The 20,664-nt window shown below is 69.0% G+C and carries 21 protein-coding genes; 9 read left to right on the forward strand and 12 right to left on the reverse strand.

Annotated elements, in window-relative coordinates; genetic code table 11:
• On the forward strand, nucleotides 1–323 hold a 323-nt coding region (locus ASF60_RS12420; RefSeq protein ID WP_156634066.1), incomplete at its 5' end, for an autotransporter domain-containing protein.
• 73 nt (nucleotides 324–396) lie between these two features.
• Here ASF60_RS12420 and ASF60_RS12425 read toward each other — a convergent pair.
• From ASF60_RS12425 to cobS, 3 genes are read right to left on the reverse strand one after another with little or no spacing between them, the layout of a single operon-like run.
• Nucleotides 397–1,086, reverse strand: coding sequence for a retropepsin-like aspartic protease family protein (locus tag ASF60_RS12425; protein WP_056184954.1), 690 nt, complete (start codon nucleotides 1,084–1,086; stop codon nucleotides 397–399).
• The gene (locus ASF60_RS12430) at nucleotides 1,083–1,298 is read right to left on the reverse strand and encodes a DUF1289 domain-containing protein (protein ID WP_056184957.1); all 216 of its coding nucleotides are present in this window, start codon (nucleotides 1,296–1,298) and stop codon (nucleotides 1,083–1,085) included. The genes ASF60_RS12425 and ASF60_RS12430 overlap by 4 nt, the downstream gene beginning before the upstream one ends.
• Before the next feature lie 49 nt (nucleotides 1,299–1,347).
• Complete coding sequence (cobS, locus tag ASF60_RS12435) at nucleotides 1,348–2,166, reverse strand: adenosylcobinamide-GDP ribazoletransferase (RefSeq protein ID WP_056184960.1); 819 nt, start codon at nucleotides 2,164–2,166, stop codon at nucleotides 1,348–1,350.
• A gap of 102 nt (nucleotides 2,167–2,268) precedes the next feature.
• On the opposite strand from cobS, the gene cobT reads away from it, so the two are divergent.
• A complete protein-coding gene (gene cobT / locus ASF60_RS12440) occupies nucleotides 2,269–3,294 on the forward strand; it encodes a nicotinate-nucleotide--dimethylbenzimidazole phosphoribosyltransferase (RefSeq protein WP_056184962.1) in 1,026 nt (341 codons plus the stop codon).
• A gap of 56 nt (nucleotides 3,295–3,350) precedes the next feature.
• On the opposite strand, the gene ASF60_RS12445 is transcribed toward cobT, so the two are convergent.
• Nucleotides 3,351–4,886, reverse strand: a complete 1,536-nt coding sequence (locus ASF60_RS12445) for a sensor histidine kinase (protein ID WP_056185170.1) — start codon at nucleotides 4,884–4,886, stop codon at nucleotides 3,351–3,353.
• A 293-nt stretch (nucleotides 4,887–5,179) separates the two neighbouring features.
• Between ASF60_RS12445 and ASF60_RS12450 the strand changes: the two genes are divergently transcribed.
• The 4 genes from ASF60_RS12450 (at nucleotide 5,180) to pyrF (ending at nucleotide 9,393) form a co-directional block, all read left to right on the forward strand.
• Complete coding sequence (locus tag ASF60_RS12450; protein WP_056184965.1) at nucleotides 5,180–5,635, forward strand: (2Fe-2S)-binding protein; 456 nt, start codon at nucleotides 5,180–5,182, stop codon at nucleotides 5,633–5,635.
• A 65-nt stretch (nucleotides 5,636–5,700) separates the two neighbouring features.
• Nucleotides 5,701–7,908, forward strand: coding sequence for a xanthine dehydrogenase family protein molybdopterin-binding subunit (locus ASF60_RS12455; protein WP_056184968.1), 2,208 nt, complete (start codon nucleotides 5,701–5,703; stop codon nucleotides 7,906–7,908).
• A gap of 66 nt (nucleotides 7,909–7,974) precedes the next feature.
• Nucleotides 7,975–8,649: a uracil-DNA glycosylase family protein gene (locus ASF60_RS12460; protein ID WP_056185174.1), complete on the forward strand. Its 675-nt coding sequence runs from the start codon at nucleotides 7,975–7,977 to the stop codon at nucleotides 8,647–8,649.
• 48 nt (nucleotides 8,650–8,697) lie between these two features.
• A complete protein-coding gene (pyrF, locus tag ASF60_RS12465; RefSeq protein WP_056184971.1) occupies nucleotides 8,698–9,393 on the forward strand; it encodes an orotidine-5'-phosphate decarboxylase in 696 nt (231 codons plus the stop codon).
• Nucleotides 9,394–9,405: 12 nt separating this feature from the next.
• On the opposite strand, the gene ASF60_RS12470 is transcribed toward pyrF, so the two are convergent.
• The 3 genes from ASF60_RS12470 to arsH all read right to left on the reverse strand — a co-directional run bounded on the left by ASF60_RS12470 (nucleotide 9,406) and on the right by arsH (nucleotide 12,627).
• Nucleotides 9,406–10,458 (reverse strand): helix-turn-helix domain-containing protein, encoded by a 1,053-nt coding sequence (locus ASF60_RS12470; RefSeq protein WP_056184976.1) that lies wholly within the window; start codon nucleotides 10,456–10,458, stop codon nucleotides 9,406–9,408.
• 219 nt (nucleotides 10,459–10,677) lie between these two features.
• Nucleotides 10,678–11,739 carry a double zinc ribbon domain-containing protein gene (locus ASF60_RS12475; RefSeq protein WP_056184979.1) on the reverse strand — a complete coding sequence of 354 codons (1,062 nt, stop codon included), beginning with the start codon at nucleotides 11,737–11,739 and terminating at the stop codon, nucleotides 10,678–10,680.
• A 141-nt stretch (nucleotides 11,740–11,880) separates the two neighbouring features.
• Nucleotides 11,881–12,627, reverse strand: coding sequence for an arsenical resistance protein ArsH (gene arsH, locus ASF60_RS12480; RefSeq protein ID WP_056184982.1), 747 nt, complete (start codon nucleotides 12,625–12,627; stop codon nucleotides 11,881–11,883).
• 47 nt (nucleotides 12,628–12,674) lie between these two features.
• On the opposite strand from arsH, the gene ASF60_RS12485 reads away from it, so the two are divergent.
• From ASF60_RS12485 to ASF60_RS12495, 3 genes are read left to right on the forward strand one after another with little or no spacing between them, the layout of a single operon-like run.
• Nucleotides 12,675–13,019 (forward strand): ArsR/SmtB family transcription factor, encoded by a 345-nt coding sequence (locus tag ASF60_RS12485; protein WP_056184986.1) that lies wholly within the window; start codon nucleotides 12,675–12,677, stop codon nucleotides 13,017–13,019.
• A 10-nt stretch (nucleotides 13,020–13,029) separates the two neighbouring features.
• A complete protein-coding gene (arsC, locus tag ASF60_RS12490; RefSeq protein WP_056184988.1) occupies nucleotides 13,030–13,467 on the forward strand; it encodes an arsenate reductase (glutaredoxin) in 438 nt (145 codons plus the stop codon).
• Between the two features lie 34 nt (nucleotides 13,468–13,501).
• On the forward strand, nucleotides 13,502–14,809 hold the full coding sequence (locus tag ASF60_RS12495; RefSeq protein WP_056184991.1) for an arsenic transporter: 1,308 nt from the start codon (nucleotides 13,502–13,504) through the stop codon (nucleotides 14,807–14,809).
• A gap of 51 nt (nucleotides 14,810–14,860) precedes the next feature.
• On the opposite strand, the gene ASF60_RS12500 is transcribed toward ASF60_RS12495, so the two are convergent.
• The 5 genes from ASF60_RS12500 to ASF60_RS12520 all read right to left on the reverse strand — a co-directional run bounded on the left by ASF60_RS12500 (nucleotide 14,861) and on the right by ASF60_RS12520 (nucleotide 20,447).
• Complete coding sequence (locus ASF60_RS12500; RefSeq protein WP_056185176.1) at nucleotides 14,861–15,481, reverse strand: TetR/AcrR family transcriptional regulator; 621 nt, start codon at nucleotides 15,479–15,481, stop codon at nucleotides 14,861–14,863.
• Nucleotides 15,482–15,665: 184 nt separating this feature from the next.
• Nucleotides 15,666–15,863, reverse strand: a complete 198-nt coding sequence (locus ASF60_RS12505; protein ID WP_056184995.1) for a hypothetical protein — start codon at nucleotides 15,861–15,863, stop codon at nucleotides 15,666–15,668.
• Between the two features lie 215 nt (nucleotides 15,864–16,078).
• Nucleotides 16,079–17,875, reverse strand: coding sequence for an NADPH-dependent assimilatory sulfite reductase hemoprotein subunit (locus ASF60_RS12510; RefSeq protein WP_056184997.1), 1,797 nt, complete (start codon nucleotides 17,873–17,875; stop codon nucleotides 16,079–16,081).
• A gap of 180 nt (nucleotides 17,876–18,055) precedes the next feature.
• Nucleotides 18,056–19,831 (reverse strand): diflavin oxidoreductase, encoded by a 1,776-nt coding sequence (locus ASF60_RS12515; protein ID WP_056185000.1) that lies wholly within the window; start codon nucleotides 19,829–19,831, stop codon nucleotides 18,056–18,058.
• 109 nt (nucleotides 19,832–19,940) lie between these two features.
• Complete coding sequence (locus tag ASF60_RS12520; RefSeq protein WP_056185002.1) at nucleotides 19,941–20,447, reverse strand: Lrp/AsnC family transcriptional regulator; 507 nt, start codon at nucleotides 20,445–20,447, stop codon at nucleotides 19,941–19,943.
• Between the last annotated feature and the right edge of the window lie 217 nt (nucleotides 20,448–20,664).

The raw sequence follows: 20,664 nt of genomic DNA on the forward strand, positions 1-20,664 counted from the left end.
CCACCGAGGTGGCGACCTCGACGGTGGGCGTGCGCGGCCAGACCAGCCTGGATCTGGGCGCCGGGGCGCCGGTGTCCCTGCACGGGCTGGTGGGCTACCGCCGGGCCTACGGCGAGGTGGTGCCGAAGGCGCTCCTCAGCTTCGGCGCCGGTCCGGGTTTCCTGACGACGGGCACGCCGATCAGCCGCGACGCCCTGGTGGCGCAGGCCGGCCTCGACGTGCGGGTGGGCCGCGCCACCACCCTGGGCGTGGCCTATACCGGCCAGGTCGGCGAACGCGCCCAGGACCACGCCGTCAAGGGCAACTTCACCTACCGGTTCTGACAGGCGACCCACCGGCTCTGAGAGACAGGACGCCGCCCGCTCGGCCGGGCGGCGTCCTCGGTTCGCGAAAACGTCAGCGGCCGCGCAGCACCAACCGGTCGCCTCGGACCTCGAACGAGGCCAGCCGGTCGAGGAAACTCATGCCCAGGAGATTTTCGCGCAGGGCGCCCGGGCGGCTGATCAGGGCCGGGACGCGGCGCTCGACGATGGCGCCGACCCGGAGGCTGTCGAGGAAGGCCGGCGCCGCGACCGTGACGCCGTTGGCCGTCGAGACCCGGACGCTGAACTCCGATTCCGCCGGCCGGAGGCCGAGGGCGGCCGCACTCTCGGCGGTGAGGACGACGGAACTCGCCCCGGTGTCGAACTGGAATCCCTGAGGCTGGCCGTTCACCTCGGCCCGGACGTGAAAATTGCCGTCCGAGCGCCGGGTGATCGTCACGGTGCCGTTCGGGCCCGTGACGGCGCTGCCGGGCCGTACCGCCCCGAGCATCCGGCCGCCGATGACCCGGGCCTCGTCGCGATAGGCGTAGCCGGCCACCAGTGCCGCGCCGAGGGCGCCCCAGATCAGGAGGGCCGTGAGGTTGGCGCCCATGCGGCCCCGGAACTGGTGCCAGAAGCCGGCCGCCACCACGGCAAGGAGCCCGGCGCTCATGGCCAATTGGGCGAACTGGTCGGGCTCCATGCCGACGATGCGCTGGGTGTCGTCCGAGAACAGTAGGACCGCGAGGGCACCGCCCAGGAGAATCAGGCCGAGGGCCATCATGAGGCGGCCGGGGAGGGGACACGCGCCGGGAAGGCGGCGCGCAGCCGCGCCTCCAGGGTGGCCATCACGGCCCGCCGCTGCATCTCGGAGAGGGAGCCCCACAGGGCGATCTCGTCGCGCGTGCGGCCACAGCCCTCGCACAGGCCGGTCGCGGCATCGAGAAGGCAGAGCTTGGTGCAGGGACTGGAGGGTTTGGGACGGGTCTGGGTCATCGCCCCTGTCCATGACGGGCCGGGGCCACGCGATCAAGCCCGGTCGCCGTCAGGCGGGGATCGCCGCCAGCAGCCCGAGCAGCGCCGCGATCTCCGCCGCCTGCTGGGCAGCCCCGACCACATCCCCGGTCTGGCCGCCGATCTGGCGCTGCGCCAGGGCGGTGACGCCCAGGGCGGCGGCGAGGCCGAGGCCGATCATCAGGCCGCCGCCCCAGGGCGGCAGCCCGAGGGCGAGAGCCGCCAGCGTGAGCGCGAGCGCGAGGGCCGTCGCGGTGGCCAGGGTTTCCCGGCTCGGACGGCCGACGGAGGCGCCGGCGCCCCCCGGCCGGGCCGGCGCCAGGAGCGCCAGGGGCGCCAAGGCGGCGCTGCGCGACAGGGCGGCGGCCAGCACCAGGGCGAGAGCGGCCAGAGACCCGACCCGATCGAGGAGCGTCGCCAACGCGCCGATGCGCAGGGCGAGCGACAGCATCAGGGCGACGCCCCCATAGGCGCCGATGCGGCTGTCGCGCATGATCTCCAGGCGGCGGGCCGGATTCGCTCCGCCGCCGAAGCCGTCGGCGACATCCGCCAGCCCATCCTCGTGCAGCGCGCCCGTCACGAGGACGCCCGCCGTCACCGCCAGACTTGCCGCCAGGAACGGCCCGAGGCCGAGCCCCCAGGCCCCGAGCAGAACCCCGGCACCGGGCAGGCCGAGGATCAGGCCGGCGAGCGGCAGCATCCGGGGCAGGGAGCGGAAATCCGGCACCGCGTGCGGGTCGCCCTCGCCGGGCAGCCGCGGCACCGGCAGGCGGGAATAGAAGCGCAGGCACCCGGCGAGGTCGTAGGCCAGGCGGGCCCCCGGAAAAGCGGGTTCGGCCTCCTCGTTCATCGCGATCCTGCCTTGCCTTCACCACCCGCGTCGCGCCCGTTATAGCTGCCGCAACGGGCGGCCCGCCATCCTGGCGCCGGGGCCGGCCACCGGAATTGCCTCATGACCGACGCCACCACCCCGTTCAGCGATATCCGCCGCCTCGTCGAGACCCTGCCGGGGCCGGACCGGGACGCGGTGGCGATGGTGGCCGAGCGCGACGCCACCCTGACGAAGCCGGCCGGCGCCCTCGGACGCCTGGAGCACCTCGTGTCCTGGCTGGCTGCCTGGCAGGCCAAGGGCCAGCCGACTCTCGACCGCCCGCTGGTCTGCGTCTTCGCCGGCAGCCACGGCGTCACCGCCCGGGGCGTCTCGGCCTTTCCGGACGCGGTGAACCGCCAGATGCTCGACAATTTCGCCGCCGGCGGTGCGGCGATCAACCAGATCTGCGCCGCCTACGGCCTCGGCTTCAAGGTGTTCGACCTCGCCATCGACATGCCCACCGGGGACATCACCACGCAGGCCGCCTTCGACGAGAAGGCCTGCGTCGCCACCATGGCGTTCGGCATGGAGGCGGTGGCCGCCGGCACCGATTGCCTCGCGCTCGGCGAGATGGGCATCGGCAACACCACCGTGGCGGCGGCGATCTACGCGGCCCTCTACGGCGGCGAGGCGGCGCATTGGGTCGGGCGCGGTACCGGCGTCGACGCGGCCGGGCTCGCCCGCAAGGTCGCGGCGGTGGAGGCCGCACTCGCCCATCATGCCGGCCATCTCGACGATCCGCTGGAGATCCTGGCCCGTCTCGGAGGTCGCGAGATCGCCGCCATCGCGGGGGCGATCCTGGCCGCACGCCTGCAGCGGGTGCCGGTCATCCTCGACGGCTACGTGGCGACCGCCGCCGCCGCCATCCTGCACGCCCTCGACTCGTCGCTCCTCGACCACTGCCTCGCCGGCCACGTCTCGGCCGAGGGCGCGCATGCGGACGTGCTCGAGCGTCTCGGCCTCGTGCCGCTGCTGGCGCTCGGCATGCGCCTCGGCGAGGCCTCTGGCGCGGCCCTTGCCCTCGGTCTCCTCAAGGGCGCGCTCGCCTGCCACCGCGACATGGCGACGTTCGCCCAGGCCGGGGTGTCGGAGCGTAGCGCCGGCTGAGCCGCTTCCAGGGCCGCGCCGGCTCTGAACGGCGCCGGCTTCAGGCGGCACCGCCTTCAGGCGGCACGGGCCCGCTTCTCGGCGGGAGGCGCCGGGGATTCGCCGGGCACTTCCAGGGCCGGCAGGGTCTCCATCACCCGGCTCGCCGGGAAGATCACGATGACCTCGGTGCCTTCGCGCGGCTTCGACTTGAGCTGGAAGTTGCCGCCGTGCAGGTCGATCAGGCCCTTCACGATGGGCAGACCGAGGCCCGAGCCCTGTTCGGCCGTCTTGATCGCCAGCGATCCGCGTCCGAACGACGACATCACGGTGCCGATCTCGTCCTCGGGGATGCCGGGTCCACTGTCCTTGACGCTGACATACTGGCCGCCCGACGAGGTCCAGCCGACCTTGATGGTGATCTCGCCGCCCGGGGGCGTGAATTTCACCGCGTTCGACAGGAGGTTCAGCACGATCTGGCGCAACGCCCGCTCGTCGGCCCAGAGCCGGGGCAGGCTATCATCGATGAACTCCTGGATCATCTGGTGCTTGCCGCGCGCGCGCAGGCCCATCATGTGGCGGCACTCCTCGACCGCATGGCCGAGCTGGACCGCTTCCTCGTTGAGTTCGTAGCGTCCGGCCTCGATGCGCGAGAGGTCGAGGATCTCGTTGATGAGGTTGAGGAGGTGCAGGCCGCTGTCGTGAATGTCGGAGGCGTATTCCTTGTACGAGGCGGCCACATGGGCGCCGAACACCTCGTTCTTCATCACCTCCGAGAAGCCCAGGATGGCGTTGAGCGGCGTGCGCAGCTCGTGGCTCATGGTGGCGAGGAAGCGCGATTTGGCCAGATTGGCCTCCTCCGCGCGGCGCCGAGCCTCGTCGGAATTGGCCTTGGCCTGTTCCAGCTCGCCGAAGATCGAGTCCTTTTCGGCGTGCGATTGCAGGGCCTCGACCGTCGAGGCGTAGACGCGGCGTCCGAGCCCCAGGAAGAACAGCTGCGCCACGACCACCATGGTCACCAGCAGCATGGTGTTCATGTCCTGCGACACCGCCAGGAGCGACAGCGCGGCGATGCAGAGCGGCACCAGCGCCGCGCAGGCGGCGGCCGGCAGGGTCGCGGCCAGCATGGTCGCTTTGGCGGCCACGATGACGAGGCCGAACAGCACGAAGGTGCGTGCGCCCAGGGCGCCGACCAGGACCATCATCGCCCAGGCGGTGCTCTGCAGGAATTCCGCCGTCATGAACGCCCGGCGCCAGCGCCGCACGGAGACCGTGGCCGGGTCCTGCGCCAGAAAACGGCGCGTCAGCAGCTTGGAGAGCACCACCGTCGCCAGAAGGCACAGGCCCCAGGCTCCCGCCACGATCGGCTGCACCCAGATCGACGCGACGCCGGCGACCAGGAGGCCCAGCAGCGCCAACGGGATCACCGCTCCCGAACGGTACTGCGCATAGACCCGGATCAGTTCGTAATCGAAGGCGCGTTCCAACCCACTCGTCGAGGTGAGCTTCTCCCGGGCCGAGCGCATATCGCGCGCGACTTCGCGACGACGGGCCACCTCCTGTGTGGAGGGCCCGCGGCCACGCTGGATCATTTCCGCAGTCAGGTCGGTCATCACCGTCTTGAGGATTCGGGGAGGCATCGCGGTCGATGTCGGGACCGCCGAGAGGCCGGGATACGCGACGTCCGAGACTGCTGGGCATGTGTTAAGAAGGGCCTGCCGGAACCGGCCGAATTGTCGGAATTTTCCGGCCGTCCACTGTTGTTCGGGGGGGACGTCGGCGGCGCCTCACGACCTTGATCCAGGATCGAGCCGCACAGGATCGACTTCGCGATCGTGTGCTGGCGCACATGGTTACGCCGCGGCAAGGATTAGCCTCATTCCAAACTGTGCATCGGGAGGTCGGGATGCTGAAACTCACCGTCAACGGGGTCGCCCATCAGGTTGATGCCGATCCCGACATGCCGCTCCTCTGGGCTTTGCGCGATCATCTGAATCAGACCGGCACGAAGTACGGTTGTGGCATCGCGCAATGCGGCGCCTGTACGGTCCATCTCGACGGACAACCGGTTCGCGCCTGTCAGACCCGCATCGGCGATATCGGCGAGGCGAAGATCACCACGATCGAGGGTGTCTCCGGCAAGGTCGCTGAGGCGGTACGCACCGCCTGGCGCGGCCTCGACGTGGTCCAGTGCGGCTATTGCCAGTCCGGCCAGATCATGTCGGCGATCGGCCTCCTGTCCGAGAACGCGAAGCCGACGGATGCCGACATCGACGGCGCCATGGACGGCAACGTCTGCCGCTGCGGCACCTACCAGCGCATCCGCGCGGCCATTCACGAAGCGGCCCGCACCCTCGCCTGAGCGGGGGTTCAAGCCTTCGATCCGTCCGATTCTCTCTCGATCCCGCGTCTGAACTGGAGCCCCCCATGCTGAAGGTCCGTCAGGCCACGCCGCCCGTGCCCTCCCGCCGCGCATTCCTCGGCGGGGGCGCCGTGGCCGCCGGTGCCCTCGTCATCGGCTTCACCCTCGATCCGGCGAAGTTCGCCAAGGCCGCCGCCGGTCCCGACCTGTCGGGCCTGCCGGCCCAACCCAACGCCTTCGTGCGCATCGCCGCCGACGACACCGTGACGGTGGTGATCAAGCACCTCGACATGGGCCAGGGCAACACCACCGGCCTCGCCACCATCCTGGCGGACGAGCTCGACGCGGATTGGGCCACCATCCGCACCACCTTCGCGCCGGCCGATGCCACGCTCTACAACAACTTCGCTTTCGGCCCGGTCCAGGGCACCGGCGGCTCCACCGCCATCGCCAATTCCTGGGTCCAGCTCCGCAAGGCGGGTGCGGCCGCCCGGGCCATGCTGGTGGCCGCGGCGGCCGAGCGCTGGAAGGTCCCGGCCTCGGAGATCACGGTCGCGTCCGGCACCGTGCGCCACGCTGCGTCGAACCGGCAGGCCCGCTTCGGCGAATTGGCGGAAGCCGCCGCCGCCCAGCTGGTGCCGAAGGAGCCCCGCCTCAAGGAGGCGAGCCAGTTCACCCTCATCGGCAAGAAGGTGGCGCGCCTCGATTCGACGGCCAAGACCGACGGCACGGCAATCTATTCCCTCGACATCCGTCGCCCCGGCCAGCTCACGGCGGTGGTCGCCCATTCGCCGCGCTTCGGCGGCACCGTGAAGACCGTCGACGACACGGCTGCCCGTGCGGTGGCGGGCGTGGTCGACGTGGTGACGATTCCCACCGGCGTCGCCGTGCTCGCCAAGGATACCTGGTCGGCGATGAAGGGCCGCGACGCCCTCAAGCTCACCTGGGACGACAGCGCCGCCGAGACCCGCTCCTCCGACGCGATCCTGGCCGATCACCGCAAGCGCCTCGACACGCCGGGCCTCGTCGCCTCGCAGAAGGGCGATGCCGCCGGCGCCATCGCGGGCTCGGCCAAGGTGCTGGAGGCCGAGTTCACCTTCCCGTATCTCGCCCATGCGGCGCTCGAGCCCCTCAACGCCACCATCGAGAAAGCCTCGGACGGCACCTACGACGTTTTCGCCGGTTGCCAGCTCCAGACCATCGAGCAGGCCGTGGTGGCGGCCAATCTCGGAGTGACCACCGACAAGGTCCGGCTGCACACCCAGTGGGCCGGCGGTTCGTTCGGCCGGCGCGCCACGCCGAGCGCCGACTACTTCGCCGAGACGGCTTCGATCGTCCGGGCGACGGGCGGCAAGGCGCCGGTCCACCTGGTCTGGACCCGCGAGGACGACATGGCCGGCGGCTTCTACCGGCCGATGGTGGTTCATCGCCTGCGCGCCGGCCTCGACGCCAAGGGCGGGATCACCGGCTGGGAGCACCGGACCATCGGCAAGTCGATCATGATCGGCACCGCCTTCGAGACCATGATCGTCAAGGACGGTATCGACGCAACCACCGTCGAGGGCGCCTCCGATACGCCCTATGCGCTGCCGGCCTACCGCTTCGAGGTCCACAACGCCCGCGAGGGCGTGCCGGTGCTGTGGTGGCGCTCGGTCGGTCACACCCACACTGCCCAGGCGATGGAGGTGTTCATCGACGAGCTCGCTCACGCGGCCGGCGCCGATCCGGTGGCTTACCGCCTCGGGTTGCTGGGTGGCGCCCCGCGCCTTTCCGCCACCCTGAAGCTGGCAGCCGAGAAGGCCGGCTGGGACCCGAAGAAGACGACCGACAAGAACCGCGGCCTCGGCGTCGCGGCGCACGAATCCTTCGGCTCCTACGTCGCCATGGTGGCCGATGTCACGGCGGAGGATGCCAAGGTGAAGGTCAACCGCATCGTGGCGGCGGTCGATGTGGGCGTCGCGGTCAACCCGGACGTGATCCGCGCTCAGGTCGAGGGCGCGGTCGGCTTCGCCCTGTCGTCGGTCCTGCGCAACAGGATCACGCTCAAGGACGGCGTGGTGCAGGAGAAGAACTACGACGCCTACGAGCCGACCCGCATGAGCGAGATGCCGGTGGTCGAGGTCCATATCGTGCCCTCGACAGCCGCGCCCACCGGCATCGGCGAGCCCGGCGTACCAGTGATCGCCCCGGCGATCTCGAACGCGATCTTCGCCGCCACCGGCCAGCGCCTACGCTCGCTGCCCCTCGACCTCAGCGGCCTCAAGGGCGCCTGAGCCGAGCCGGAGCGACGACACGGCCCCTCGCCGCCGGGGGAGGGGCCGCCTATCTCGGTGGGCATCATGCTTCCCGAAACCGATTGCGCCGAGATCGCCGCCTCCGAGATCGCCCCCGCCGAAACCGCCTTCGACGTCACGGTGGCGCGCCTGCGGGCCTGCCGGATCTGCCGTGACGCTCCCCTCTACGGCGCTCCTCTGCCGCAGGAGCCGCGTCCCATCGTGCAGGGGCTCGCCTCGGCCCGGCTCTGCGTCGCGAGTCAGGCGCCGGGCAACCGCGCGGACCAGAGCGGCATCCCGTTCATGGACCCGTCGGGCACCCGCCTGCGCGATTGGCTCGGCCTCGACGAGGCGGCATTCTACGATGCGCGCCGCCTCGCCATCGTGCCCATGGGCGCATGCTTTCCGGGCTACGACGCCAAGGGTGGGGACAAGCCGCCGCGCCGCGAATGCGCGGAACGCTGGCGGACAGAGCTGTTCGCCGGGCTGCCGAAGCTCGAACTGATCCTGGTGATCGGCCAATACGCCCAAGCCTGGCATCTCGGCCGATCGAAGGCCGGCCTCACCGACACCGTCCGGCGCTGGCGCGAAGTTCTGGGAAGCCCGGGCACGCCGCGGGTGCTGCCGCTGCCCCATCCGTCCTGGCGCAACAGCGGCTGGCTCAAGGCCAATCCGTGGTTCGAAACGGAGCTGCTGCCCGTGCTGAAGGCGGAGGTGGCGCGCGCGATGGCGCCCCGTTGACACGAGGGCCGGCGCGCGGGATCGCTCGCTGCGAAACCGGAGAGACCCATGACCGCCCTGCTGGACCCGCGCGACCGCCTGATCGTCGCCCTCGACGTGGCAAGCGTGGACGAGGCCGAGCGCCTCGTCGACCGGATCGGCGATGCGGCGACCTTCTACAAGATCGGCTACCGGCTCGCCTATGCGGGCGGTCTCGCCCTGGTGCCGCGCCTCGCCGCCAGCGGCCGCAAGGTGTTCCTCGACCTGAAGCTCCACGACATCGGCAACACCGTGGAGGAGGGGGTGCGCGCCCTCACCGACCTCGGCGCCACCTTCCTTACCGTTCACGCCTATCCGCAGACCATGCGGGCGGCGATCCGGGGCCGGGGCGCGAGCGGCCCCCGGATTCTCGCCGTCACGGTCCTGACCTCCTACGACGATGCCGATGCGGCGGAGGCGGGCTATGCCCTGCCGGTGGCCGACCTCGTCGCCCGCCGCGCCGCGCAGGCGGCCGAGATCGGCATCGACGGCATCGTCTGCAGCGCCGCCGAGGCGCCGGCGGTGCGGACGCCGATCGGGCCGGACCGCGCCATCGTCACCCCGGGCATCCGGCCGGCGGGGGCCGAGGCCGGCGACCAGAAGCGCGTGATGACGCCCGGAGAGGCGCGCCGCATCGGCATCGACCACGTGGTGGTCGGCCGCCCCATCACCCAGGCGGCGGACCCGCGCGCGGTGGCGGAGGCCATCGTCGCCGAGATGCGCTAGACCCGAAAGCTGTCAGGTCGTGCGCAAGAACCGCATCCAGTTGGCGAAACCCTGAGCGTCAACCAAGCCGTCCGTATGGGCTGCGACCAGCGCGTTTCCGCGCTCACGCGCATTTCGCGGGGAAATGCCGAACGCCTCTCGGAACGCACGCGCGAAGGCCGCGGCGCTGGCGAAGCCCCACTGACAGGCGACCTCGCTGATCCGCTCGCGTTTGATCGGATCCGCCAATTGTAACGCCGCGCCCGTCAGCCTCCGGCCCCGAATCAGATTGGCTACGCCGCCCGCAGACTCGCAGGCCCGGTACAAAGCTGAGCGGGAGATGCCCAGGTGGCTGGCGATCTGGGCCGCGTTCAAGTCGGGATCGGCGATATGGGCATCCACGTAGTGGCCTATGCGGCGTAAATCCGAGGGCTGACCACAAGCGATTCGACGATCATGGTCCGCTGGCTGGCCCGCCAGAACCGCACCCGCCAGCGCGACGGTCGCCCCCGCCGCGAGCATGGCCTGGCGCACGCTCAACAGCGCGGCGCGTCTTGTCAGAGACAGGAGGTATTCCCCGAGGAGGTCCGTCAGCGGATCGCCGGCGGCGAGAACGACCCCATGCAATCGACCGAAATCCTGCAGGAAGGGCCGAAACTCGTCGCGTGGAAACAGGAGGCTGACGTTGGCGAAACAGCTACTGCGGGTCTCAAGCGTGTCGCTCAGATCGAAGACGCAGATGTCTCCCGCCGCGACCCGGATCGAACGCGTGCGCGTAGCGCCAACGAAACCGCCCTCGAGATAAAGTTGAATGAGAATGTGGTCGAGTCCACTGGTCGCCACGAGCGCCGCCGATCGCCTGAAGATCAGGGGCGGGCCACGAAACACGCCGAGCATCATTTTTCCGAGGTGCCAGCTCAGCAGATCCACGACGACGGGGTCGTCGTCGCCTGTCCGCTCCACCGAAAACACGTCTTCGACGGCGACCTGGAACTGCTTCAGCGCCACATCCGCCCCAAGGGCGGAGCCATCGATCCTGAAGGTCGGTATCGCGGTCGCGCTGTTTGGGTCGCCAAGCGAACTCATGCGGGGGTCACGGCGGGAGTGGGCAACACAGCATGTTGCAAAATCAATGACCTGGACCAGAATCAGCGGCTCATTCCAGACTGCTTAGCGCCGTATCCGGGAGTTGTCGAAATTGCCTTCCGGTCGAGGCTTGGGAAGGTTGCGGTCAGAGCCTGTTTGACGTCCTCCGCCGGCCGTCCCCAACTGTCGCCGAGGGCGCCGCGCCCGCAAGTGCGCTCGTCAGGCGCCGACCGGCGCGCCGGCGGGTTCGGCGGCCGGCGTCCCGCAGGCCGAGCAGAAGCGCTCGAAGGTGCTCTTTCGATGGCTGCAGGCGGGGCAGCGCTCGAACACGCCGATCCCGCAATGCGGACAGAAATTCGCCTCTGGGTTGGCGAGGTCGATCGGCCGCTCGCATCCGGGGCAGGCCTTCTTGGCGAGGCGCAGCAGAGCCTGATCGGTGACGATCTCGGTCCGGCGCTCGGCATTCGGCCGCAGCTCGGCGGCCTTCTGGCGCTCGTTGTAGGCGTGGAGCGCGGTGATCGCGGCGCGGCCCGCCACGAGGGTGAGCACCACCCCGACCCCGTACTGCACATAGCCGCCATAGCTCGGCAGGTAGGGCACCAGTTCGACGAAGAACCCGAAGATCGCCGCGAGCGCGAAGCCCCAGACGAAGGGCCAGTTGCGGGTGCGCCGGCGCTTCAGCATCAGCCATCCGGCGAGGATCAGCAGGGGCAGCGTCACGGCGAGCCGGTAGCCGAACACACGCAGCTCCTGCTCGCGCTCGGCGGCATCGAGCCGGGCCTGGGCCGCATCGCGCAGGTCGCCGACGACCTTCTCCTGGGCTTCCTCCCGGTCGGACAGGGTCAGTCGCGCGCTGGCCCGGGCTTCCAGGCGCTCCTCGATGGCGCGCTCCGCCGCCTTCAGGGCATCGAGCTGCTGCGTGCGGGCGACGAGGCCGGGATCCTGGTCGACGCGCTGGGTCGCATCGCGGGTCTTGAGCCAGTTGGTGAAGGTCTCCTGTGCGGAGAGAGAGGCGGAGCGGGCGGCTTCCAGCGCGAGCTGGTCCTGCTCGTCCTGCCGCAGGGTGTCGGCCTGCTCGCGGCGGATCTGTTTCAGGGCCTCGTCTGCCGGCCGCGCGTCCTCGGTGTCGAGGAACTGCTGCAGGGTGTAGCGATGCTCGACCTGGGGCATGTTGCCGACCACCAGGGAGCCGAGGCCGATCAGGAACCAGGCGAAGAGGAGCGCGACCAGCCAAAGGAACAGCGTGAACCAGCGTTCGGAAAGCCTGCGACCGGATGCCATGTCAGTCCCTTGTTCGGCGCGAGGCGCCCGCGTCCCGCGCGGCTCGGCCGCCGGTCTCTTAATCCAAGGTCGAGGTCCGGGACCATCCGGTTCGAGCCCGGGCCTGCCCGTGCAACCGATCGGGTTTACCGGGGCATGGCCCTAGCGCTTCCCGAAGCCGACATCCGCCGCCACTGCCCTCAGGCGCTCCGGCTCCCGGTCCTTCCGCTCGCTGTAGCGGTCCACCAGGTAATCGGCGCGCTCCCGGGTCAGGAGCGTGAACTTCATCAACTCTTCGCACACATCGACCACCCGCTCGTAGAGCGGCCCCGGCTTCATGCGGCCGTCGTCGTCGAACGCCGTGTAGGCCATCGGCACCGACGACTGGTTGGGGATGGTGATCATCCGCATCCAGCGCCCGAGGATTCGCAGGTTGTTGACCGCGTTGAACGATTGCGACCCCCCTGAGACCTGCATCACCGCCAGGGTGCGCCCCTGCGTCGGTCGCACGCTGCCCTCGCTCAAGGGAAGCCAGTCGATCTGGCTCTTCATGACGCCGGTCATGCTGCCGTGCCGCTCGGGCGTCACCCAGACGTGGCCTTCGGACCAGATCGAGAGCTGCCGCAGTTCCTGCACCTTCGGGTGATCGACGGTGCCATCGTCGGGAAGGGGGAGCCCGTGCGCATGGTAGAGGCGCACCTCACCGCCCATCGCTTCCAGAAGCCGGGCCGCCTCGTAGGCCAGGAACCGGCTGAACGAGCGCGGACGCAGCGAGCCGTAGAGGATCAGGAACCGAGGGGCGTGCGCGAACGGCCGAGCCACCGCAAGATCGGCCGGGACCGGCACCGCGAAATGCGCAGGGCTCACGTTCGGCAAACCATCGGCGAACGGCTGTTCGGGCTTGTCCACGGTACGACTCTCCTCTACATTTCAATGATCGTTGAGATATTGTGTGAATGATCGAGGAACGGCAAGCCCTCGCGGCCTTCGCGGCTCTGGGTCAGGAACATCGCCTGCGCATCGTGCGGGCGTTGGTCATCGCGGGTCCGGCCGGTCTGTCGGCGGGGGCGCTTGCCGGGGCGGTCGGAGTTTCGGGCACCAACCTGTCCTTCCATGTGAAGGAGCTTCTCCATGCCGGCCTGATCCAGGCCAGGCGGGACGGGCGATCGATCCTCTACAGCGCTGCCTATCCGGGCCTCTCGGGGCTGATCGAATTCCTCATGCGCGACTGCTGCCAGGGTCGCCCCGAAGTCTGCGGCCAGATCACCGAAGCGCTGGCCGCCTGTCCCTGCCAACCTTGAGAGGCCGACGATGCCTGACCCGTTCGATGTCGTGATCTACCACAACCCGGATTGCGGCACGTCCCGCAATACCCTGGCGATGATCCGCAACGCCGGCATCGAACCGCACGTGATCGAGTACCTGAAGACGCCGCCCGCACGGGCGCTCCTGGTGCAACTGCTCTCCCGTGCCGGCCTGTCGGTCCGTGACGTCCTGCGCGAGACGGGCACGCCCTACGCGGAATTAAATCTGGGCGACTTGGCGCTGACCGATGCGCAGTTGCTGGATGCCGTCGAGGCGCATCCGATCCTGCTCAACCGCCCGCTGGTGATCACGCCGCGCGGCGTCGCCCTGTGCCGACCGTCCGAGGCCGTGCTGGATCTCCTGCCGGTCCAGCACGGCGAATTCGTCAAGGAAGACGGCGAGCGGGTAGTGGACGAGCACGGCCGGCGCATCGCGACGGCCTGAGCCTCACCTGCAACCACAACAAGAAACCTCGCCGATGCTCGCGCTTGCGATTTTCCTCGTCACCCTCGTGTTCGTCATCTGGCAGCCCAGGGGCTTCGGGATCGGATGGAGCGCCCTGATCGGTGCCGCGGTCGCCCTCGCCACGGGGGTGATCCAGCCGGGTGATATTCCGGTGGTCTGGCAGATCGTCTGGGATGCCACGTTCACCTTCGTGGCACTCATCATCATCTCGCTGCTGCTGGACGAGGCCGGCTTCTTCCACTGGGCGGCGCTGCACATCGCCCGCTGGGGCGGTGGCCGGGGCCGGCTGCTGTTCCCGCTGGTCATTCTGCTCGGTGCCGCCATCGCGGCGGTGTTCGCCAACGATGGCGCGGCCCTGCTCCTGACGCCGATCGTGCTGGCCATCCTGCTCCGGCTGAACTTCAAGCCGGCGGCGGCGCTGGCCTTCATCGTCGCCTGCGGGTTCGTGGCGGACAGCACCAGCCTGCCGCTGGTGATCTCGAACCTCGTCAACATCGTCTCGGCGAACTTCTTCGATGTGACCTTCGGCCGCTACGCTGCCGTGATGGTCCCGGTGAACCTGGTGTCGCTGGCCGCCACCTTGGTGGTGCTGTGGGCCTATTACCGGCGCGACCTGCCAGCGACGTACCCGGTCGATGAACTGGAACCGCCTCGGGACGCGATCCATGATCCGGTCGTGTTCAAGGCCGCCTTTCCGCTGCTTGGCCTGCTCCTGCTCGCCTATTTCATCACCGCACCGCTCGGCGTCCCGGTCTCCGTCGTCACCTGTGCGGGCGCTGCGGTGCTGCTCGGTCTGGCGCTGCGCAGCCGGGTCATTCCCATTCGCAAGGTGCTCACCGGTGCGCCCTGGCAGATCGTGCTGTTCAGCCTCGGCATGTACCTCGTGGTCTATGGCCTGCGGAATGCCGGCCTGATCGACGCGCTGGCCAAGGGCCTCGTGTGGCTGGCGGGGCATGGCCCCTGGGTTGCGACGCTTGGCACCGGGTTTGCCGCCGCGATCCTGTCCTCGGTGATGAACAACATGCCGAGCGTGCTGGTCGGCGCGCTGTCGATCCAGCAGGCCCCGGCCCTGACACCGCTGACCCGTGAGCTGATGATCTACGCCAACCTGATCGGCTGCGATCTCGGGCCGAAACTTACGCCCATCGGCAGTCTGGCGACCCTGCTCTGGCTGCATGTCCTGGCGTCGAAAGGCCAGACCATCACGTGGGGGCAGTACATGCGGGTCGGGCTCGTCATCACCCCACCCGTACTGGCGGTGACGCTTCTGGCGCTCGCAGCCTGGCTGCCGCTGCTCGGGACGCAGCCGATCGTCCCGTAAGGTGGACCGGCGCAACCCGTTTCGACCCCGGGATGTCCGGACGAACGACCCTCAGGTGCGAGGCCGCAGGCTTCCGATCAGGAACTCGATCATGGCCGCCAAGGGCGGGGCCCCGGCATCCGGGTAGTGGCTGACGAGTGCGGGATGACAGTAACGGATGATCGCCGTGTGGATGCAGGCCGCGGCGAGGGCGGGATCGGCCACCACGAACTCACCCGCTTCGGCGCCCTCGCGGACCAGGCGCTCGAACAGCGAGCCGATCTGATCGACATGCGCCCGGCACACGTTCCAGCTCTCGGTGATCGCCGCTTCGACCATCTCGTGCAGGCGCGGGTTGGCCTCGCAGCGCTCGACGCAAGCCGTATGCATGACCGTGATCGTGCGGGCGATGCGATCCACGGCACTCAGGCCGGGCGTCTCCACGACCTCGGTGACTCTGAGCTCGGTGTCGTCCATCAGCCGCTTGATGACGGCTTCGTGGATCGCCTTCTTCGAGTCGAAGAAGCGGTACACGTTGGCTGGGCTCATCCGCAGCGTCTTGGCGATGTCGGCGACGGTGGTCTTCTGATAGCCGACGACGCGGAACGCCTCTTCGGCCGTCGCCAGGATCCGGCAACGGGTGGTGGGGGCAGCCTCTTCGGGGATCGTACGGTCGATGACCGCGGAACGCATCATCCGGGTAAACTAGGCCGTTGCGACCGCAACGTCAAAAAATCACAAATCTCCCGACGCGTCGTGACGGTCCCGAATGGATGGCGCCGGGTACAGCGACGGGAACCCTGCGGCGAGTCAGGCCCAGGCGACGCCCGGCCCATGCGTACGAGGATGCGACGGGCCGTTGCGGAGGTTTCGATGCTTAGGAGCCGAACTGGGAACCCAATTGCTCCAAGTATTCGGCCAGATCGACGCCGCCGACGCGCTTGCCGTAATCGAAGCGCATACCCTGCTGAATGTCGACGCGGCTCTCCTTCGTCGTCAGCGTGAAGGGCTTGACGCAGATCCAGGCGCCATCGCGACGATGTTCGAAGAAGCTCAAAATTTCATGCTTGGCCATTGGGGCCTCCCCGGCTGTCTCGACGGACAACGGGGATGGGCCGGAACGGTTGCGCGGTGGGTTAACGAAGTTCGCGGCGAATCTTTAGTCTTGCGGGATGCCGCAGCACGTTGGCCCGATGCTGCATCGCAACGATTTCCTGCTTGCGGGCCCTCCCTCTCTGGGAGCAGAGAGCCGTCCGGAGGGCCTCGACCCTCCGGACCGATGAGGCCGGGTCAGGCCGCGCTCTTGAGGGCGCCGGTGTGGTCGTGGAAGTCGGGTCCGTTGATCGTCCGGGTCACGTAACCGTCGCGGATGAGGTAGTCGCCGAAGCGCTCGCCAGCCTGCTTGTGCCGGGCATAAGCCGCGAAGAGCGGGTCTAGGATCGTCTTGATCTCCGAGGCGGTGACGTCTTCCGCGAAGAGCTTGCCCAGGCGCGAACCGTCGAAGGCCGCCCCGAGATAGAGGTGGTAGCGCTCGGGGCCGCGGCCGACGAGCCCGATCTCGGCGATGAACGGCCGGGCGCAGCCGTTGGGGCAGCCGGTCATCCGGATGGTGATCTCGTCGTCCTGGAGCCCGTGCGACGCCAGGCTGGTCTCCAGCTCGGTCATCAGGTCCGGCAGGTAACGCTCGCTCTCAGCCAGCGCCAGGCCGCAGGTCGGCAGGGCGACGCAGGCCATCGAGTTGCGGCGCAGCGCGCTCGCGCCCTTCAGCATGCCGTACTGGTCCACCAACGCCTCGATCTCGGCGCGCTTCTCGGCCGGCACGTTGGCGATGATGACGTTCTGGTTGCCGGTGAGGCGGAAATCGCCCTGATGGATCTCGGCGATCCGGCGCAGGCCGGTGAGCAACTGCGGACCGTTGTCGTAATCCTTGATCCGGCCCGAGGCGACGTAGAGCGTCAGGTGATGGCGCCCGTCGTCGCCCTCGGTCCAGCCGTAGCGGTCGCCGTTGCCGGTGAAAGCGAAAGGCTTCGGATCGGCGAGCGGCTTGCCGACGCGCGTCTCGACCTCGGCCCGGAAGGCTGCGAGGCCGTAACGCTCGATGGTGTATTTCAGGCGGGCGTTCTTGCGGACCTTGCGGTTGCCCCAGTCGCGCTGCACCGTCATCACGGCCTCGGCGACCTTCAGGGCGTCCGCCGGTTCGACGAAGCACATCACGTCGGCGGTGCGCGGGAAGGTGTCGGTCTCGCCATGGGTCATGCCCATGCCGCCGCCCACCGTGACGTTCCAGCCGGTGACTTTGCCCGTCTCGTCCAGGATGGCGATGAAGCCGAGATCGTGGGCGAAGATGTCCACCTCGTTGGACGGGGGCACCGCCACCACGGTCTTGAACTTCCGCGGCAGGTAGGTCTTGCCGTAGACCGGCTCGACTTCGGCCACCTCCTCGCCGCCGACCACGCGCTCGCCATCGAGCCAGATCTCGCGCCAGGCGCTGGTCTTGGGCAGGAGCGAGTCGGAGATGTCCTTGGCGAGCTGGTAGGCGGCCTTGTGGGCGCCGGTCTGGGCCGGGTTGGTCGCCGCCATGACGTTGCGGTTGACGTCGCCGCAGGCCGCGATGGTGTCGAGGAGCGTCGCGTCGATGGCCGCCATCGTGCGCTTCAGGTTCGACTTGATGACGCCGTGATACTGGAAGGTCTGGCGCGTGGTCGCGCGCAGCGCGCCGCCCGCGTAGGTCGTGGCGATCTCGTCCAAGGCCAGCCACTGCTTCGGGGTGACGACGCCGCCGGCGATGCGCAGGCGGATCATGAAGCTGTAGGCCTTCTCGAGCTTCTTCTTGGTGCGCTCGGCCCGGATGTCGCGGTCGTCCTGCAGGTACATCCCGTGGAACTTCACGAGCTGCCCGTCATCCTCCGAGATGGCGCCGGTGGCGTGCTTCAGCAGGCCGTCAGCGAGGGTCCCGCGCAGGTAGCCGCTGGCGATCTTGATGTGTTCGTTGGCGGCCAGACCGGCCGCGCGCGCCGCTTCCGCGTCCGAGATCGGGCGGTCGGTGGGCGGGGTCTCGTAGGTGCGGATGGTGGTCTTGTCGGCCATGGCGGGCTTTCCGGTCTTTTCGAAGTTCAGCGGTGCGGGCTCTTCCCTCTCTCCTCTGCGGGAGAGGGTGGCCCGCGAAGCGGGTCGGGTGAGGGGAGCGCCCTATCCGGAGAGGTTGCCCCTCTCCCGCCTGCTCCGCAGGCACCCTCCCCGCGGAGGGGGGAGGTTCATGCTCGCGTCCTAGTAAACGTCCTGCTGGTAGCGGTGCGCCTTCTCCAGGGCGGCCACCGCCGCTTCCGCGTCGGCGGGGCTGAGCGCCTTCACGTCCTGAAAGGCCTTCACCACGGCGTTGCGGACGTCCTTGGCCATCCGGGTGGCGTCGCCGCAGACGTAGAAGCTGGCGCCGCCGTCGAGCCAGGCGACGACCTCCTTCGCGTGCTGGGCGATGCGGTCCTGCACGTAGATCTTCTCCGGCTGGTCGCGCGAGAAGGCCACGTCGATCTGGGTCAGCGACGTGTCCTCCAGGGCCTCCTGCCATTCGAGCTGGTACAGGAAGTCGTGGGTGAAGTGGCGGTCGCCGAAGAACAGCCAGGAACGGCCCGGGGCCGCGACGGCCCGGCGCTCCTGCACGAAGGCGCGGAACGGGGCGACGCCGGTGCCCGGGCCCACCATGATGATGTCGGTGGCGGGGTCCTGCGGCAGGCGGAAGTGCCGGTTCGGCTTCAGCTTCACCCGCAGCTTGGCACCGTTGCGGATGCGGTCGGCCACATGGGTCGAGGCCACACCCGAGCGCGCCCGGCCATGGGTCTCGTAGCGCACCGCCGCGATCACGAGGTGGACCTCGTCGCCCACCTCCTTCCGTGATGAGGCGATGGAATAGGCCCGCGGCGGCAGCGGCCGGGTGATGGTGCCGAGGTGCTCGGCCGTGAGCGTGGCCGGGAAGCTCTGGATGAGATCGATGAGGTGGCGCCCCTCGATCCAGGCCTTGGCCTCGCCGCTATCGATGAGCTTCTGCGCCTCGGCATGGCCGGTGGCCTTGACGAAGCGCTCCACGGTCGTCGCCGACAGGGTGGTGATGTCCCGCTCCGCCAGCAGGGCCTGGCGCAGCGCCGCGTCGCCGGACAGGCCGGTGGCGGCGAGGATCTCGTCGACCAGGGCCGGGTCGTTCTCCGGATAGATCTCCAGCGAATCACCCGGCTCGTAGGCGGGGGCTCCGTCCTCAAATTCGAGGGCGAGGTGGATGGTCTCCTTGTCGGAGCGCGATGAGTTCAGGTTCACATGGTCGACGACCTCGACCACCTTGGGCTCGCGGCTCGGCTCGACGTCGTCGTCCTCGTCGCCCGCGACCCGCGCGGCGAAATCGACGGCTACCACGTTGTCGGCGCTCGGCGGGGGGGTGAGCGCCTTCAGGGTGTCCTTGATCCAGGCCGCTGCGGGGGTCTCGAAGTCGAGGTCGAGGTCGGCGCGCTCGTGGGCGCGGATGCCGCCCAGGGCTTCGAAGCGGGCGTCGAGCGCCTTTCCGATGGCGCAGAACTCGGCATAGGAGGTGTCGCCCAGCGAGAGCACGCCGAACGAGACGCCGTCCAGCCGCGGGGCGCCGTCGCCCATCAGCTCGTTGTAGGCGCGCGTCGCGCGGGCCGGCGGCTCGCCCTCGCCCCAGGTCGCCGCGATGGCGACGATGCGCTTCTCCTTGGCGAGGCTGGCGATCTCGAGATCGGCGAAATCGACCACCTTCGGCTTGAAGCCGTTCTTGCGGGCGAGCTTGGCCATGTTGTTGGCGAGCGTCTCGGAATTTCCGGATTCACTGGCGAACAGGATGGTCAGGGGCTCGGCCGCCTTTGGCGGCGCGGCCGGGACGGCAGCGGCCTGCGGCGCTCCGCCGGCGTCGAGGCCGGCCAGAAAGCCAGCCAGCCAGGCGCGCTGTATCGGGGTGGCGGCGCCGAGGACGGCGTCGAGGCTCGCGCGTTCGGTGTCGCCGAAGGGAGCCGTGCGGGGAAGGATCGCGTGTCGTGCCATAAGGAAAGCCATGTCGTCCTGAGAGGCCGGCTGTCAACGGGGTTGTCCGTTTTACAGAACGACGTCACGGTAGAAGGAGCTGCCTGCGCGAGCAGGGCAAAAGAGAATTCTATTCTCCGGCCACCACCGACAGGGTCGGGGTGAAGCGACCGTTGGCAGGCGGGGCCGGGAGGGGCAGCGCGGTGGTGGATTTGACCTTCTCCATCGCGAAGCGGGAGGTCACGTTCTTGAGCGGCAGAGTCGCGATGAGATGCTTATAGAACGTATCGTAGGCGCGCATATCGGCGACGACGACGCGGAGCATGTAATCCACGTCCCCTGCCATGCGGTAGAATTCCAGCACCTCGGGCATCGCCGAGACGGTCTCGGCGAAGCGTTCGAGCCATTCGCGCGAGTGATCCGCCGTCTCGATGGAGACGAACACAGTCAGCCCGAGGCCGAGCTTCACCGGATCGAGTACGGCCACGCGCCGGTCGATGACGCCATCCGCCTCGAGGCGCTGGATGCGCTTCCAGCACGGCGTCTGCGACAGGCCGACCTTTTCGCCGATGGTGGCGATGGACAGGGTGGCGTCGTGCTGGAGCAGCGCCAGGATCTTTAGATCGATCGAATCCAAGCTGGCCTCGCGGGTTCGTGAGCGGCGTTGGCGTGCGGGACGGCACGCAACGCTGTCCGATGGAGAAGGAAGTTTCCTCGTTGGGCAACAGAATACGTCCGAGCCCGTTGCCGCAAGGAGCATCGCCGGTGGGGTTTGCCCCCTGGAGATAGCCGCCATGCCTTGACAGCGTTCGTTATAGCGAACATTTCACACTTCAGACAAGCCAGCATCGCAA

It is taken from the genome of Methylobacterium sp. Leaf113 (assembly GCF_001423325.1).
In the GTDB taxonomy this organism is placed as follows: domain Bacteria; phylum Pseudomonadota; class Alphaproteobacteria; order Rhizobiales; family Beijerinckiaceae; genus Methylobacterium.